Source organism: Cognaticolwellia beringensis (assembly GCF_002076895.1).
GTDB classification, from domain to species: domain Bacteria; phylum Pseudomonadota; class Gammaproteobacteria; order Enterobacterales; family Alteromonadaceae; genus Cognaticolwellia; species Cognaticolwellia beringensis.
In genome coordinates this window covers 668668-686343 of record NZ_CP020465.1, presented here as the reverse complement: position 1 = coordinate 686343, position 17676 = coordinate 668668, and the positions used below count along the sequence as shown (strand labels likewise).

Sequence of the window (17676 nt, the reverse complement as noted above, 5' to 3'; positions counted from 1 at the left end):
ACTATCGACCGCAGTCCGATAGTTGGCGATAACAACTTCTTAAATATACACAAAGATGCATCTCAAGCGTGGTTACACGCAAAACGCATTCCATGACCTCAACTAGGAGCAATCTCAATATGAGTAGCAAGATCATAAAAGCCTCGAGAAATACAGACAAAGCACCCAAAAACTCAATAGCGACGCAGTCCGTGGCTTTTTCACATTACAACAATATTTCGGCGCAACTGCCGATTGACCCTAAAACCAATAAGCTTGTTATCGGTGATATCAGCGAACAAACCAAGCAATGCTTGAACAACCTTAAAGCCATAGTTGAAAGTATCAATCACGAAATGGACGATGTGGTAAAAGTGAATATATTTTTACAAAACATTGCTGATCTTGATTCGGTAAACAAGGTTTATTCAACGTTCTTTTCAAGCTATTTACCAACACGAAGCACAGTTGCTGTTGCAGCTTTGCCACTCGACGGCGCGTTAGTGCAAATCGATGCAGTTATTTCAAACGGTGAAGGCACAGCTCCTCAAGCGCCCTGTGAGCTGGTTAAAATCGCCAAAAACACGAAAAATGCGCCACATTGCTCGCAATCGACACATACAGTTGCATTTTCTCATTACAATAATATTTCAGCGCAATTACCGATAGATGCTAAAACCGGCAAGCTAGTAGCAGTTGACGTTAAAACACAAGCTGAGCAATGTTTAAGCAATATCAAAGCCATTTTAACCAGTATTGACGTACCTTTTGACGATATTGTTAAAATTAACCTTATGCTAACTAGCGCCGCGGATATTGATGCTGTCAATCAAGTTTATAGCACATTTTTTCCAGACTCTGCCATTGCTAGAACGCTAGGCTATGTTCCAGCACGAACGACGACAATAGTGTCAGCATTACCTTTAGGCGCTTTAGTACAAATTGACGCCGTCGTTTCACACGGTGATGGCACGCCACCACAGGCAGTTGAAGACAGACACGGCATAGTGATCAAGGCAAATAATACCAACAAGGCGCCTAAGTGTGCTTTATCGACACAAACAGTGGCGTTCTCTCATTACAATCACATTTCAGGCCAGTTACCTTTAGATGCTAAAACAGGCATATTGGTTGCAGGTAATGCCACAGCGCAAGCGATGCAGTGCTTAAATAATATCAAGGCAATTGTCGAGAGCATTGGTCACGAGATGGACGATATCGTTAAAGTGAATATTCAGTTGAAAAATATTGCCGATATTGACGCAGTAAACGATATTTACCCTAACTTTTTTAAAAATGAATTGCCAGCAAGGACTACTTTTGGCGTTGCAGAAATCCCTATGGGTGCATTGCTACAAATTGATGCTGTAGTGTCTAATGCTGAAGGCACACCGCCAAATTTATAAAGCCGTTATGGCTGCATTCATATTTCCTATAGCTTTACATTGTTAATTGTTATTGGTTATGAAGTTATTTATTCTGAATGGTAACAATCATACTCAAGGAAGTATTAGTAAATTTGTTTAGTGGCTGAGAACGAGAGCTTTGCTCTCGTTTCTCTTAAGATACCCATATCTACTGATCAAGTGTGTCGATAGATCAGTGCTTTAGAAAACGCCTTAACATAAAGTTATTTTACCGTACCACTCGTAAAGTGCCCTTAAGGGAAGAAGGCCGTATATTTTATCAACAGTGTTGTAGCGTGCTAGATGGCAGCCATCACTAACTTACGCTCAAACTGACCGCTCCTGTCACCTATCAAGAGCAACAAATATTACCGCTTATGAATAACTTTGTTCTGCAATACAGCGAAATTAAGCTTACCGAATACCATAGCAACCAACAAATAGATTTAAGCAGATTTAAATCTAGGGGGATTATTTGGCGATTCTGCTCGGTAAGTTAAACGACTGTCCTATATAGGAAAGGCGAAAAAGCTAAGTTGGCGTACAAATGACTTATGTGCATCGATAGCATATTTAGCAAATCATAGTACTTTGCATTCTTTGTCAGAGCTTAATAACCACAGTGGTCCTTATAGGTAAATGAGATTATTGCTACTGATAAAGTTAAAAATCTTAACTCTAACTTCTTCGGTTAAGTTTGCGCTACGGGTAATTCAGAAAAAATTAAATCTGTCTACTTAGTAAAAACGTTGTTTTCTATTTTCCATAACCGATGAAAGATTAAAATGACTTATCGCAATGATACCATTTCAGTGGTGCTAAAATACTTTTGAATGACAATCCATGTTCATCATAATTAGTCAACCTGTGGATTTAATTGTCTTGCATTAACTCTCAATACCACAGCGACTAAGCTAAAAAATAACCACATCAATAACAAGCCATTATTTTAAGTCTGCAACTAAGGTTTGAAGCCATTTCTCTTCGCTGATAAAAGCCCAAGACAAATGCTTATATTTTTCACCAATACCTTCGATAAGTATTTGTTGTTCTGATTTGCTTGCAGCAAGTGCGATAGAAACTTTGTTGATACTAAACTCCATCATCTCTGCAAAAGCTACTAAGCTTTTTTTATCCGTTAATTTGCCGTGACCTGGAATAATAACCACATTATCAGGTGTATTTTTTAGCATGTGCTTAACAGCCGCTAAATAACCTTTTACACTGCCGCCACTTTTTAAATCAACATAAGGAAAGCCAACTTCAAAAAACAAATCACCGGTATGTAATACATTCGCTTCTTTAAAATATACATAAGTGTCGCCATCAGTATGGCCTTTTGCTAAATGTGTTAACTGAATTTCTTCATTATCTAAATAAATAGTAATGCCATCTTTGTAGGTTACTACGGGCAAGCTATTGGCGTGATGATCAGTTTTACTGCTCAAGCGACTACGCACGTTCTCGTGCGCGAATATCGGTGCTTTATGTGAGAAAAACGCATTACTGCCCGTATGGTCACCATGAAAATGGGTGTTGATCACATACTTAAGCTCTTTATCCTCGATACCCTTCATCGCTGTTTCAATTTTTTCAGCAAGCGGAGCAAACTTATCATCAACTAGCAATAACCCTTTATCCGTTGCTAATACACCAATATTACCTCCAGGGCCTTGTAACATGTAGACGTCACCCCCTGCGGATTGTACTGTTATCTCTGCTTCAGTCATTTCTTGCGCACTGCTTGAAACGCTTATTACGACACTGAAAAGCATTGTTATTGTCACTAAAAATTTTTTAAACATAATTACCTGCTGTATTTTGAAATTAAGTAAAAATTGATTAATGAAGTGTACTACTTTTTCATAAAAAAAAGTTGTTGTTAATTAACAATATGTTGTTATTAAGGCTTGAAAATTTGAGATTATCAGATTCAAAAGCCATCAGTTATATTCTATCAACAACTTATACCAAGCTAATTAATCAAATTGGCTTTACTCAAACAATACATGTTAGACCAATTTGAAAAGCATAAATAATAGTTAGGCAAAATAGTGACAGACGGTTTCGAAATAGTTGTGAAGGTAAGGTAAAAACTAGATGAGTGTTAAATTAAAGCCCCTAAAACAAGGCTAACTGACATTGGTTATCCATACTTTTCTGCTCCGCAAAACCTAATGACAAGCCAATTAATCTAACTTTTCGATTATTAGAACGGGTCATGGCTTTTTGCAATAACTCAATAAAAACAGCTTCTATACAAGCTTTTGATTGGATATCAACCGTGGTTTGCTGAAAGTCTGCAAACTTAATTTTTACAGTTTGTTTACTAATCTGACGATCGTCATGCTTAGCAAGGCGCAGTTTAAGTTTGCTAAATAAATTGATTAAAATTACCTGACATTGCTCAATGGAGTCGATGTCTTCTGCCATCGTGGTTTCAATTGCTAGTGACTTTCTCACCCGCTTTGTTTCAAGAACTCTATCATCTATGCCAAAGCTACGCTGATATAAAGCATTAGCAAACTTACCCACAATCGTGTGAAGTTTTGCTACCGAACTAGCCCTTACATCAGCGCAACTTTCAAAGCCATAAGCTTTCAATTTTTCGCTAGTTTTGGGGCCGATGCCGGGGATTTTTATCAACGATAAATCGGCAACAAAGGCGCTAACATTTTCAGGGGCAACCACACACTGACCGTTAGGTTTATTTTCATCACTGGCAATTTTAGCAATAAATTTATTCGGTGCAATTCCGGCAGACGCCGTGAGATTAAGCTCATTATAAATATCGCGGCGAATTTGTTCTGCAATTAAAGTAGCACTGCCATAAAACAATGGCGAATCTGTCACATCAAGATAGGCTTCATCTAACGACAAAGGCTCAATTAAGTCAGTATAACGAAGGAATATGGCTCTAATTTGTTCTGACACTTGCTGATAAACAGACATTCTGCCATTAACAATAATCAGTTCCGGGCAAAGCGCCTTAGCCCTCGAGTTCGGCATAGCAGAGCGCACACCAAACTCTCTCGCCTTATAATTACAGGTACACAGAACACCGCGCGGCCCATTACCACCAACAGCAATAGGTACATTGCGCCATTCAGGATTATCGCGCATTTCAACTGCCGCATAAAAGCAATCCATGTCTATATGGATTATCTTCTTCTGTGAATGGTTAGCATTGAACATTTATCATTCCATTTAATAATAAACGTTAAAGTGTAATCAACCACGCCTAACACACCTTAACTGTATACGTGAACTGTATATAAACACAGTTACTTTAACATATAAAAAGCTACCGTCAATACAGTAATATCAATCAATAATGCAGTTGCTAGCAATATGATAAATACTTACTAGTAAAATTTTTTAAAACTTGCGAAAAATAGTCGAAAGACTTTACTGAAGCAGCGTGTTCTGGCGAGAGAGGAAGAAGGAAACCAGCAATATATGAAATAAAAACACCTACCATTAGGCTTGATTCATAGTAATGGTAGGCAGTTAAAAATGTTGAAAGTATTTACTAAACAACCACCGTCTAAAGACGATGGGTTAAAAGATAGCGGACTGAAAGTCCAGCATTTCGGCTAAAGCCGATCACTCCACCTCAAAGTTGTCATTCGCTTTGCGCTCGAAGTGATGCTGCAAATATTCTTTGATCATCTCTTTCGTCAACTCTCCTGCGGTTACACAAAAATAACCTCTAGCCCAAAAGTGCTGACCCAATACCTTTTCTTCAATTGAGGGATTCTTGGAACAACTTTGTCGGTGATCGTCCTTTTATTCAACGCATGATTTCTGACGGCAATATATTAGGCGGAGCTGAAACTAATAAGTGAACATGATCTTGGCTGATCACACCTCGAAGTATTTCAATCTCTAAGTGCTCACAAGTTTGCCTTGCCAGTTCTCTAAATTTTAGCCCGACATCGCCTGTTAAAACTCGATAGCGATACTTCTTTACCCAGAAAAAATGGAATTCGATTTTATATTTAGTGTGTGAACCATGACGATATTTCATACCCAATAATAAACGTAACTCCTAGCTGAATTCTATCCCGTCTAAAGACACATGCTTGTGAGTAATTACGCGTTTGAATTTTATTTTCTGCTTTAATAGCTTTATGGTATTTATCATCAGAGGTCTTAATATTTTTACCTGTATCCTTGGTAAGCTAATTGATCAATTCATTTGCATAATGCCAAGAATTGTATCCAAGTTCAGAAGCTACATTGCTTAGTGAATAAGAATAAAACGGCCGAGTTCATAACCCATATCATGCGCAGTAATTGGTATGTAGAGCAGGGTAAACGGATCTATTTAACTGATATCAGTTACTTGTCTATTAAGGGCGAGTATCAGGATGGGGCGTCCTTAGGGTGGCTTCTGACTCAACTTGGCAGATTAGAGAAGATCTACACCGTTAAGTTAAGAAACTGACCTACTATGCCGTCCGGAAAAAATACCGAGATTGACGGACAATACTAGGTCTGAATGTCCCTAGACGTTTATGCGCCGTAGATGACGAAAACTTTACGCAAGGTTTCGTGCACAGTCCAAGTACCACACCAGCCGACGGGAAATACAGCACTTGAGCCAGCGGTTAGTTCTACCGCTTCTTCTCCATCGCGTTCTACTGTCATTCGTCCAGACAATACATGGATGACTTCTCCGCGAGTTGTAAACTCCCAACGAGAACGACCTAGCTCGCACTCCCAGGTACCAGATGTGATTTTTTGCTCTTCGTCATTGAAGAATACTTGGCTACGGGTTTTTATTTCACCGGATAATGACTCAGCAGTCGGTTGCTCGAGAAGCTTTTCATCGAGTTTTTCGGCAGGTATTTCAGCGGCACGAAAGTTAATTGTCATAATGATTTTCCTGTTGTGAGATTTGCTTGCTGCAAATCATGTTGGATATTTATAAAGATGCAATAGTCAGGCTCACGGTTAGCTCGTTGGCGCAGACAGTGTTGATGTTAACTGGTGGGGATGGCTACTTCAGTCCTCGAAGCACTAATAACTTTACGCTAGAAGCTAAGGCGAAATACAATTTTGCAAGGTAGTGCTCTGCTTAAAATAAATCATCTCTTTACAGTCACCTCAGACTATACGGACACGAACCATAATAGAAATCAATAGTTTTTATGTCTACATTTACAAAACAAATATAAAACAACGGTTCCAAAATTTAAAGCCAAAGATACCTTGGCTACCGCCAAAGGAGACAAGTAGTGATATGATAGGCACCCAGATAGAAATTATAGCTACTATTTTGAGATATCTTTACCTACGTACAAGCCCAAATATAGCAATCTTTGTACCGATGTTAAAAGACTTAATGGAAGGAAAGTTTTAGTGGCTGTAGATTCAATATTTATCTTGTTTAGCTCCGGTAACAGTATGGATCCATTTGGCGTTCAATGCTTATTCACTAATATTTCAGCTATTAATCTTCCGATGCCTTGCGTTTCGCTCTTGCATGAAATATATAGCCTAATAGATTGAGTAAAACTTGCGCGGCTAAAATACGAGTGGTATCTGACTGATCGTAATCAGGTGCAACCTCACATAAATCAATACCAACGACTTCACCTTGATTTGCAACTTGCTGTAGTACTTCCATCACTTCATCGTACTGAAAGCGACCATGACAACCACCATGAGAATAAGCTCAAGTGACATATTAAGTGATGGAGTTATAGTGATATCGTCTTGAGTTGAGCTTTTGTTTTCTCAACGATTTCAGATATATTGATACTGTCTAATTTCATTCATATTAGCTGAATTATTACAAATAATTTAGCTAAAGGATGCTAATTTCTATTGCGCATGATAATTACACCGTTATTAAACTGTTAGCTAATATCCCTTATCGCATCAAATCATTGGTTATCGTCAACTTTACCGCTAAGCGCAATCAGCTCCCGCAATAATTTAGCTACACTAACCTTTTCCCTCGCATTTCTGACAATCGTGTACACCATAAATTCATTGCTGCTTTGTCGTGTGTAGACAGGCGAACTGGTACAGGTTTTTTATCAACAGTTTGGCAAGTGCTGGCTAACGTTTGTCCCATGGTTGCGTCATAATATAGGTTGTCACCTTTGGTTAAGGCTACCGCTTCATAAAATTCGCTGAGGAATTGCATCTCCCCTTCTAGTACCAACAAGATCTCTTCACCTTCGTGTCGCACCCATTATCCAAAATAATCAAAACACCTTGCGTAAACAGTACTTTTATACGGCATCATTTTCTTATTACCGAACTGCTCAGCTAATAGTCCATGTTAATAAGTTGCGCTCGAAGTGATGCTCCAAATATTCTTTGATCATCTCTGTCGTTAACTCTCCTTCGGTTACACAAAAATAACCTCTAGCCCAAAAGTGCTCACCCAATATCTTTTCTTCAATTGAGGGAACTCTTGGAACAACTTTGTCGGTGTTCGTCCTTTTATTCAACGCATGATTTATGACGGCGATATATTAGGCGGAGCTGAAACTAATAAGTGAACATGATCTTGGCTGATCACACCTCGTAGTATTTCAATCTCTAAGTGCTCACAAGTTTGCCTTGCCAGTTCTCTAACTCTTAGCCCTACAGCGCCTGTTAAAACTCGATAGCGATACTTAGTTACCCAGACAAGATGGTATTCGATTGTATATTTAGTGTCTGAACCATGACGATATTTCATACCCTATAATAAACGCAACTAGTAGCTGAAAGCTATCCCGTCTAAAGACGGGGGTTTAAACAGATCCCTGCGGACGAATTAACTTAGGCTGGCATATTAGCCATTAATTAAAAAGTGGACGCCAATACTCGCCGCGTATCCCAGAGCGATAACCCAACTCCACTTTAAGTGTCCCATAAATGAATAAACACCTTTGGTTTGACCCATTAACGCCACACCTGCCGCAGAGCCAATTGATAATAAGCTACCGCCAACACCTGCGGTCATGGTAACTAATAACCATTGTTGAAGATCCATCTCAGGATTCATGCTCAACACAGCAAATACTACCGGAATATTGTCTACAATGGCCGACAACACACCGACGGCAATATTGGCATAGGTTGGGCTCCAGTTACTATATAGGGCTTCTGATACTAAGCTTAAATAGCCCATAAAGCCTAGACCGCCAACACACATCACTACGCCGTAGAAAAAAAGTAAAGTGTCCCACTCTGCACGCGCGATTTTGTCAAAAATATCAAAAGGTATTATGTTGCCAAGCTTTTTTAATTCTTCTGAGTCATTTTCAGCTTCAGCTTTATTGCGTTTTTTATCTAAAGAGCGTGGTAGGCTCATACGTAAATAAAAGCCAAAGAACTTTAAATAGCCCAAGCCCATCATCATACCAAGCACTGGCGGCATATTAACAACACTATGGCATAGCACAGCCGTTGCTATCGTTAGCATAAACAAGGCCACTATTCTTTTTGCTCCTCGCTTAATCTGAAAGGTCTCACTAACATCTGGGATCGATTTTTCGTTCGAAATGAAAAAGCTCATAATGACTGCCGGTACTAAAAAATTCACTAAAGACGGAATAAACAGTACGATAAATTGTTCAAACTTAACTAGCCCAGACTGCCAAATCATTAAAGTAGTAATATCGCCAAACGGGCTAAAAACACCCCCTGCATTAGCGGCAACAACAATATTAATACAGGCAATATTGATAAACTTTTTATCTTTTGACGCTACTTTTAATATAATGGCGCACATCAACATCGCGGTCGTTAAGTTGTTAGCAAAAGAAGAAATAGCGAATGCTAAAATACCGGTTAACCAGAACAAAGATCTCAGGCTTAATCCTTTTGAAACCATCCACAAGCGCAAACCATCAAAAATCCCTCGTTCTTCCAAGGCATTAATATAGGTCATCGCCACCAGAAGAAATAACAACAATTGTGCATATTCAAGTAAGTTGTGATTAAACGCTTCTTCTGCTTCTACAGGAAAGCCATGCTGGGTATATACCCAACCTATAATGAGCCAAATAATCCCCGCGGCAACCAATACAGGTTTAGACTTCCTTAAATGTATTAAGTCTTCTCCGATAACCAACAAATAAGCAATTGAAAAAAGAATGATGGCGGTGAAGCCAAAGATCGAATTAGTTAAATCGATACTACCAGGGCCTGCAGCCCAAGAAGTAGAAGAAAGACAGGAAAGCAGAAAGATTAATAATAATTTTTTAAACATAAGGACCTAATGAACTTTATTTTGTTCTGGTTAATGCCATTAACCCATGATTAAAATAGTGCTTTCATGGAGTTAAGGCTAATGTCGATTTTATGCTAATATTTAACCTGAACTTTGGATAAGTGAACTAATCCGTCATTATTTCAGTTACTTACAAGACGCTTATCCAAAACCCGGCTATATCCTCCTCTTTAAACGCTCAAAATCAAGCCTATTGAACGACAAAATGAGTGCAGATTAATAGCGTTCTAAGCCCTATTCCTTCTCGCTTAACTAAAGTAAAGTATTGAAGGAATGAAGCCGTCGATATTATAATCCTTAACCTAACAATCTGACTTATATTTTTTTATAAACTTTTAGTTAAAAACATAATATACAGCGCTGTTATTTCACGCTTTATATCAGTTAAGTTATTTTGCTTTGCGCGTCTGTTTAATTTTTGTATCAACAATGCTATCTAGTTAACAATAAATCCAAGAATGGTGTCGTAATACGAAAGTTTAAAGTGCTCACTCGCCTGCATGCAGGCAATAGTTTTATAAAAATACGATAGCTAAACGCTATTTTAACTCACAACATTAATACTCATAATTAAGGTTTTTATTTTGTTATCCCGACGAATTTCTCCGCTATATTTTTTCATTGTTTTATTAACAACATCATTGTTTTCATTATCAAGTTTTGCACACAGTGAAGACATTAATCAGGCGACTTTATCGTTAGATAATCACGAACGATACCAACTTATTGTTACTGTTGATTTTATACATTTATTAAAAAAACACTTAGACATTACAGGCGATGACTACAAAGTGATTGAGGCACTCAATCAATTGTCTTTTATTGAGCAAAAAAAACTCCTCGAAAACGTTGAAGCTATTTTAAGTCGGCAAACAAAGCTCTATTTTACTGACACTGAAAAACGCACTGATGAGAATATTAAAGAGAGCATTAAAGAGAGCATTAAAGAGAGCACTGACCAAAACCTTCAGCAAAAAAATGTCGTTTTTAAAGGCTTACAATTACAACATTTAAAACAAATATTATCTCAACAAGCAAATTTAGCAGACTATAAAACGCAATTACGCGCAGCAGGAGATATTCCCCAAGAGATTAACGAAGTTGCCGTGCGATTTCCCCCCTTGTTTGGCGACGTTTTACTTAACGTCATACGACCTCAGCAAGCCATGATTAGCTCAGGATCCCTCAGTAATAGTTATCAAATAAGTGCTGACAGCCCTAATACAAGGGCAAGTGCGAATACAGTAACCACAAAAATTCAATTAGCAGCTGATTATATTTATCAAGGTTTTGTGCATATATTACCGCGAGGGTTAGACCATATCCTTTTTGTTTTAGCACTTTTTCTATTTGCTAAACGCCGTTCGGCCTTAATATGGCAAGTTTCCGCGTTTACCTTAGCGCATACCATCACACTTGCATTAGGTATTTACGGGATTGTAACGCTGTCTAGCGCTATTGTAGAGCCCCTTATTGCCTTATCTATTGTCTACGTAGGATTAGAAAATATTTACCGAGCGAAAAAAGGGACAAGTAGTCATACCCGTTTACCTATTATCTTTGCCTTTGGCTTGTTACACGGATTAGGTTTTGCGTCGGTATTGGGTGATGTAGGTTTACCGCCTAGCCAATACCTGATGAGTTTAGTCTCGTTTAACGTAGGTGTTGAGCTTGGCCAGCTAACCGTAATTGCTCTCGCTTTTTTGTCTTTATACCCTTTTAAGCATAAAACTTGGTATCAAACAAAATTAGTCTTGGCGCTGAACATAGCCATTGCTGTAATCGCAACGTACTGGCTGATTGAACGTCTTACCTGATATTGCTAAAGCGCCTGTAGCCTCGAGCGAATAATCTTGAAACAGTAAATAACAAAAAAGGTGAGCTAAGCTCACCTTTTATTTATCTTTAACTTACTGAAAACATACTGACAGCAGCACGTTGTCTTAGGGTATTTAGATCTAAAACCTAAATATTTTTCACACTAATATCGCCGATTTTCAACGCTGCAACTCGATCACGCTCTTGACGCTTTTCACAGGGGTTATCACAGTTACAAGACTTGTCGATACCGACATTAGCTAAGCCACCGCAGCTACCACCCAGGGTTTTCCTTTGAAAGATATATCCTACAGCCATTGCCATAACAATAACGAGAAAAAAGCCTAATGTAATTAAAAATATAGCCATAATGAGTGCCTACCTACTTAATAATATTCAAGATTTAATTATAAAACTTTAACTAGCAGTCTAGTTTTAAATAATTTAAAAATAACTTAAGGTAAAAGAATGCAAACCTATTTGAGATATTGCATGAATTTTACCGTGCTTTGCTCGACAAAGCCATGATCTGTTTTCGCAATGATATATACCGCAAGATCATTAGCTTCAGCAAACGCTAATGCTTTCTCTTCCCCCATAACCATCATCGCAGTCGATAAACCGTCCGCAGTCATTGAAGATGGATGAATTACCGTAACAGAGACCAGTTTATGGTTAATTGGCTTTCCACTTTTTGGGTCTATGATATGCGAAAATCGTTGGCCATCAGCCTCAAAATATATTCTGTAGTCGCCTGAAGTGGCAACAGCATTATCTTTGGGCACAATAATTTGGTGTACAGAGCGTTCATCGCTCAAAGGTTTTTCAATCGCCACATGCCACAGTTCACCAGTATGTTTAAAGCCTTTAAGTCGCATTTCGCCACCGATTTCAACTAAATAATTATTGATACCATTAGCCTCAATATACTCAGCAACTAAATCAACGCCGTAACCTTTAGCAATGGTTGATAAATCTACATATAGATCTGCCGTGCGCTTACTCAACATGCCATTTTCTAATTTAAGCTTATCTAAGCCTACTCTGGCTTTTGTCGCTGTAAGTAATGCTTCACTTGGCACAGTCTCTGGACGATACTCAGGTCCAAAGCCCCATAAGTTCACTAAAGGCCCAACAGTAACATCAAGTGCACCATTACTCAGTTCGCCTAAACGAATAGCTTCTTTCACCACTCGTGCTAAACCTGTTGATGCTTTGACAGGTTCAAGCGACGCTGATTGATTAAATATAGATAACTCAGAATCCTTGATATAAGTCGACATCTCTTGATTCAACTGCACAAGTTTTGCATCAATACCTTGTTGTAGTTTTTCTGCGTCTAAGCTCTCACCTACCACTTTAATATTATAAGTGGTGCCCATGGTGTTTCCTCGAAGAAGATACTCTTCACGACCGAGATCATTACTAGGAAAACAACCACTAAGCACTAACAGTGTGCTTGCGACTACAAACAACTTAACCGCTGATGCATATTTGCTTAAGTTACAACTATATTGCATAACAATACCCTTAATAAAATTTCATTTAGCTAAAACAATTGTCTGTCTGTAAAAACACAATGTGCTTTAGCTAAATAAACTCCTCTTTCTATTGATAACCGAACAAGCTGGATATAAACAATAGAAATTAAAAAGGCGACCTAAGCCGCCTTTCATTATATGAATTCGCGCGCTTAATTAGCCACCGAAGTCATCTAACATGATGTTTTCATCTTCAACACCCAAATCTTTCAACATATGAATAACTGCGGCGTTCATCATTGGAGGACCACACATATAGTACTCACAATCTTCTGGCGCTTCATGGTCTTTCAAGTACTGCTCGTGCAATACATTATGAATAAAACCAGTCATGCCATCCCAGTTATCTTCTGGTTGTGGATCTGATAACGCAACATGCCATTCAAAGTTGTCATTTTCAGCCGCAAGGCCGTTATAATCATCTTCATAGAACATTTCACGTTTAGAACGAGCACCATACCAGAACGACATTTTACGTTTAGACTGCAAACGTTTAAGTTGATCAAAGATATGTGAACGCATTGGCGCCATACCAGCACCACCACCGATAAATACCATTTCATTTTCAGTTTCTTTCGCGAAGAATTCACCAAATGGACCTGAAATAGTCACTTTATCGCCAGCTTTTAAGCTGAAAATATAAGACGACATTTTACCTGCTGGTAAATGTAAACGTCCGGGAGGCGGCGTAGCAATACGCACGTTAAGCATGATAATGCCTTCTTCTTCTGGATAATTCGCCATTGAGTAAGCACGTAACGTAGGCTCATCAACTTTTGATTCAACATCAAAAAATCCAAAATGATTCCAATCACCTTTGTATTGGTCATCTATATCGAAATCGCTATATTTTACATGATGCGCAGGCGCTTCAATTTGAATATAACCACCGGCTTTAAACGGTACAGATTCGCCATTAGGAATTTGTAACTTAAGCTCTTTAATGAACGTTGCTTGGTTATCGTTAGAGATAACTTCACATTCCCATTGTTGAACTCCGAAGATTTCATCTTCAAGTACAATGTCCATGTCTTGTTTAACGGCCACTTGACACGCTAAACGACAACCTTCTTTTGCTTCACGCTTATTAATATGACCAGACTCAGTCGGTAAAATATCACCACCACCTGAATGTATTTCTACGCGACATTGGCCACAAGTACCACCGCCACCACAAGCTGAAGGTATAAAAATACCTTGGTCAGCAAGTGCGCCTAAAAGCTTACCACCAGCCGCAGTTGTTACTGCTTTCTCTGGGTCACCGTTGATGCTAATCGTAACGTCACCTGAAGATACTAACTTAGATTTGGCAAATAAAATCACCATTACCAAAGCTAGTACTATCACGGTAAACATCGATACGCCGAGAATAATAATTTCCATCGACTTTTCCTTTAATCTTATTTAAGGGTTTTAGCTAAGCTCATTGTATTTAAGCAAGTGCTAGCTAAAACCGACATTAACCTAAAGTGAAATACCACCGAAAGAAAGAAAGCCAAACGCCATCAATCCTGCAGTAATAAACGTAATACCTAAGCCTTTTAAGCCGTCAGGTACATCCGAGTATTTCATTTTTTCACGAATACCCGCTATCAGTACGATGGCTAACATCCAACCAATACCTGAGCCGATGCCATAAACGAAACTTTCGCCTAAGGTTAAGTTTTTCGCGACCATAAATGAAACACCACCGAAGATTGCACAGTTAACGGTGATCAAGGGTAGGAAAATACCAAGTGCTTGATACAGAGCAGGGAAGTATTTATCTAAAACCATCTCAAGGATTTGTACTAATGCCGCAATCACACCAATAAAGGTAATGAAAGACAAGAAGCTTAAATCAATAGAGTCTTTTGCCTCAGTTACGCCCATCAAGCTATCTAACGCACCTGGCGCTAAAATCGCTTGATAGATGATTTGGTTAACAGGTACCGCAATACCTAATACCACAACAACTGCAACACCTAGACCTATCGCCGTGCTAACTTTCTTAGAAACCGCTAAGAAAGTACACATACCAAGGAAAAAGGTTAATGCCAAATTTTCAATAAATATGGTCTTAACAAATAAACTTAAATAATGTTCCATGATTGTTTAGTCCTTCTCTACTTGTGCTGGTTTCCACTGGCGAATAGACCAAATGATTAAACCGATAATGAAGAATGAGCTAAATGGTAAAACGAGTAGGCCATTACCTTGGTACCAACCACCGTTTTGCACCAAGGCAAAAATTTCATAACCAAATAACGTACCAAAACCAAATAGTTCACGGAAGAATGCAACAATAATCAATACAGCACCGTAGCCTAAGCCATTACCAATACCGTCTAAAAAGCTCACACCTGGCTTTTCTTTCATGGCAAAAGCTTCAGCACGACCCATAACAATACAGTTAGTAATGATCAAACCAATAAACATCGATAGTTCTTTTGATAGTTGATAAGAGAAAGCCTTTAAGACTTGGTCAACTAAAATTACCAACGAGGCAATAATCGCCATTTGCACAATAATACGCACACTTGATGGGATTTGATTACGAATAAGTGAAATAAACAAATTCGAAAAGCCTGTTACGAACATTACCGCAATGGTCATTACCATAGCATTTGCCATAGAACTGGTAACGGCTAACGCAGAACAAACACCAAGCACTTGCAAAGCAATAGGGTTATTATCAACAACCGGTCCAAATAAAACCTTTTTAGTATCAGTAGCCATTAGTTCAACCCTCCAGCGCGATAGTTAGTAATGAATGGACCATAACCTTCTTCACCAAGCCAAAAATGTAAAGTTGTTTCAACACCGTTACTGGTTAATGTCGCGCCAGAAAGAGCATCAACGCCATGAACATCACCAGCTTTAGCGCCACCTTTAACAATTTGAATTGCTATGTTGTTTTGCTTATCAAACATTTTCTTACCTGGCCATAAAGCTTTCCAATTAGGGTTAAGTACTTCAGCACCTAAACCTGGAGTTTCTTTAAGGTCAGAATAGATTACGCTTTTAACAGTATTAAGGTCAGATTCTAAACCGACAAAACCGTACATAAGATCCCACAAGCCAGAACCAACAATCGGTAAAACGATTGTAGTTACTTTACCTTGCTCATCTTTAACAAGATAAACCACGGCATTTTTAGCAACGCGGTTTAAACTAGCAATATCATTTTCAGGTTTAAAACTCTTAGCAGGGTCACGTGCATCAGCACGCTCTTCAAACGAGTTAACATCACCTTCAACAACTTTACCTGTTTCAAGACTGATCATTTTAGCTTCAACACGTTGGGTATAAAGGCCAACGATATCGTCACCTGCAAGCTCTAATAAACCCGCAGTTTCAAGAATTTTAGTTTGCTTATCAAGCAATTTATTAGCTGTTTGTAATGGTTTTAAAACCACCGCTGAAGTTGATACTAAAGCAGCACAAACTAAACAAATAATAAATACAAACCCGACTGTTCTGCCGAAAGTTTCTTTCTTTTTAGTCTCAGACATTGCGAGCAAGCCTCCGTTTGATATTCCCTTGAACAACAAAGTAGTCGAAAAGAGGTGCAAACAAGTTAGCGAATAAAATGGCTAACATCATACCTTCTGGGAATGCTGGGTTAACAACACGTACCAATACCACCATGATACCCACTAAAGCACCAAACCAGTATTTACCGGTATTAGTAAATGAAGCTGATACCGGATCAGTTGCCATAAACATCATACCAAAGGCAAAACCACCCGTAACTAAGTGCCAGTACCAAGGCATCGCGAACATGTTATTAGTATCAGAACCAATAGCGTTCAATAGCATTGACATAACAACCATACCGGCAAACACACCTAAAACGATACGCCATGAAGCAATACCTTTATAAAGGATGTATGCACCACCGAGTAAAATCATCGCGGTAGACACTTCACCAACAGAGCCTGGAATATAACCCCAGAATGCATTCCACCAATCAGCATTAACAGTGTATTCAATTAAACCTTGGTTCGCTGCACTAAGTGCAGTTGCACCAGAGAAACCATCAGCAGCAACCCAAACAGCATCGCCAGAGATTTCACTTGGATAAGCAAAGAATAAAAACGCTCGGCCTGCTAATGCAGGGTTTAAGAAGTTTTTACCTGTACCACCAAATACTTCTTTGGCAATAACAATACCAAAAGTAATACCGATAGCAGCTTGCCACAATGGAATAGTTGCAGGCAGGATTAAGGCGAAAAGTATTGAACTAACAAAGAAACCTTCGTTAACTTCATGTTTGCGAACTGAGGCAAACAATACTTCCCAAAAACCACCCACTACAAACACAGTTGCATAGATAGGTAAGAAGAACATAGCACCGTAAAACATCATGCTGAACCAACCCGATTCAACCGACAAGCTACCGCCCAACATTTCAAACAAACCTACTTGCCACGTATCAGGTAAAGCATAACCAGCCGCTAATGCGTCAGTTGCTTGAAAACCTATGTTGTACATACCCCAGAACATGGCAGGGAAAACCGCTAACCATACTGTGATCATGATACGTTTAAGATCAATACTGTCACGAACGTGTGTTTGACCTTTATTCACTTGGCCAGGAGTAAATAACCCCGTAGCAACGGCTTCGTAAAGCGCATACCAAGTTTCAAGTTTACCGCCTTTTTCAAATTGCGGTTCGATATCTTCAATAAACTTTTTCAAGCCCATG

The 17676-nt window shown here is 38.8% G+C and carries 14 protein-coding genes and 3 pseudogenes; 2 read left to right on the top strand and 15 right to left on the bottom strand.

Annotated elements, in window-relative coordinates; genetic code table 11:
- The first annotated feature begins 119 nt into the window (after positions 1-119).
- Positions 120-1385, top strand: coding sequence for a RidA family protein (locus tag B5D82_RS02835; RefSeq protein WP_081149082.1), 1266 nt, complete (start codon positions 120-122; stop codon positions 1383-1385).
- A 944-nt stretch (positions 1386-2329) separates the two neighbouring features.
- Here the strand turns inward: B5D82_RS02835 and B5D82_RS02830 are convergent.
- The 8 genes and pseudogenes from B5D82_RS02830 to nhaD form a co-directional block, all read right to left on the bottom strand.
- Positions 2330-3190, bottom strand: coding sequence for an MBL fold metallo-hydrolase (locus tag B5D82_RS02830; RefSeq protein WP_081149081.1), 861 nt, complete (start codon positions 3188-3190; stop codon positions 2330-2332).
- A gap of 316 nt (positions 3191-3506) precedes the next feature.
- Positions 3507-4580 carry a DNA polymerase IV gene (gene dinB / locus B5D82_RS02825; protein WP_081149079.1) on the bottom strand — a complete coding sequence of 358 codons (1074 nt, stop codon included), beginning with the start codon at positions 4578-4580 and terminating at the stop codon, positions 3507-3509.
- 411 nt (positions 4581-4991) lie between these two features.
- Positions 4992-5415 (bottom strand): annotated as a pseudogene (gene tnpA / locus B5D82_RS02820) (IS200/IS605 family transposase).
- A 488-nt stretch (positions 5416-5903) separates the two neighbouring features.
- Positions 5904-6266, bottom strand: coding sequence for a cupin domain-containing protein (locus tag B5D82_RS02815; RefSeq protein WP_081149077.1), 363 nt, complete (start codon positions 6264-6266; stop codon positions 5904-5906).
- Positions 6267-6843: 577 nt separating this feature from the next.
- A pseudogene (locus B5D82_RS02810) lies at positions 6844-7026 on the bottom strand (arginase family protein); the annotation flags it as partial.
- Between the two features lie 309 nt (positions 7027-7335).
- Positions 7336-7590: a cupin domain-containing protein gene (locus B5D82_RS02805; protein WP_157673829.1), complete on the bottom strand. Its 255-nt coding sequence runs from the start codon at positions 7588-7590 to the stop codon at positions 7336-7338.
- Between the two features lie 76 nt (positions 7591-7666).
- Positions 7667-8088, bottom strand: a pseudogene (gene tnpA / locus B5D82_RS20370) (IS200/IS605 family transposase).
- 96 nt (positions 8089-8184) lie between these two features.
- Positions 8185-9606 (bottom strand): sodium:proton antiporter NhaD, encoded by a 1422-nt coding sequence (gene nhaD, locus B5D82_RS02795; protein WP_081149070.1) that lies wholly within the window; start codon positions 9604-9606, stop codon positions 8185-8187.
- A 605-nt stretch (positions 9607-10211) separates the two neighbouring features.
- Here nhaD and B5D82_RS20040 point away from each other — a divergent pair.
- A complete protein-coding gene (locus B5D82_RS20040) occupies positions 10212-11444 on the top strand; it encodes a HupE/UreJ family protein (protein ID WP_216629015.1) in 1233 nt (410 codons plus the stop codon).
- Positions 11445-11592: 148 nt separating this feature from the next.
- Here B5D82_RS20040 and nqrM read toward each other — a convergent pair whose 3' ends face one another.
- The 7 genes from nqrM to B5D82_RS02755 form a co-directional block, all read right to left on the bottom strand.
- A complete protein-coding gene (nqrM, locus tag B5D82_RS02785) occupies positions 11593-11814 on the bottom strand; it encodes a (Na+)-NQR maturation NqrM (RefSeq protein ID WP_081149068.1) in 222 nt (73 codons plus the stop codon).
- Between the two features lie 107 nt (positions 11815-11921).
- On the bottom strand, positions 11922-12965 hold the full coding sequence (locus tag B5D82_RS02780) for an FAD:protein FMN transferase (protein WP_081149065.1): 1044 nt from the start codon (positions 12963-12965) through the stop codon (positions 11922-11924).
- A 177-nt stretch (positions 12966-13142) separates the two neighbouring features.
- Entirely contained in the window at positions 13143-14369 is a 1227-nt protein-coding gene (gene nqrF, locus B5D82_RS02775) for an NADH:ubiquinone reductase (Na(+)-transporting) subunit F (protein WP_081149063.1), read from the bottom strand.
- Positions 14370-14450: 81 nt separating this feature from the next.
- A complete protein-coding gene (gene nqrE, locus B5D82_RS02770; protein WP_081149060.1) occupies positions 14451-15074 on the bottom strand; it encodes an NADH:ubiquinone reductase (Na(+)-transporting) subunit E in 624 nt (207 codons plus the stop codon).
- A 6-nt stretch (positions 15075-15080) separates the two neighbouring features.
- Complete coding sequence (locus B5D82_RS02765; protein ID WP_081149057.1) at positions 15081-15704, bottom strand: NADH:ubiquinone reductase (Na(+)-transporting) subunit D; 624 nt, start codon at positions 15702-15704, stop codon at positions 15081-15083.
- Positions 15704-16480 carry a Na(+)-translocating NADH-quinone reductase subunit C gene (locus tag B5D82_RS02760; RefSeq protein ID WP_081149054.1) on the bottom strand — a complete coding sequence of 259 codons (777 nt, stop codon included), beginning with the start codon at positions 16478-16480 and terminating at the stop codon, positions 15704-15706. The genes B5D82_RS02765 and B5D82_RS02760 overlap by 1 nt, the downstream gene beginning before the upstream one ends.
- Positions 16473-17675 carry an NADH:ubiquinone reductase (Na(+)-transporting) subunit B gene (locus B5D82_RS02755; RefSeq protein WP_081149051.1) on the bottom strand — a complete coding sequence of 401 codons (1203 nt, stop codon included), beginning with the start codon at positions 17673-17675 and terminating at the stop codon, positions 16473-16475. The genes B5D82_RS02760 and B5D82_RS02755 overlap by 8 nt, the downstream gene beginning before the upstream one ends.
- Position 17676 lies beyond the last annotated feature (1 nt).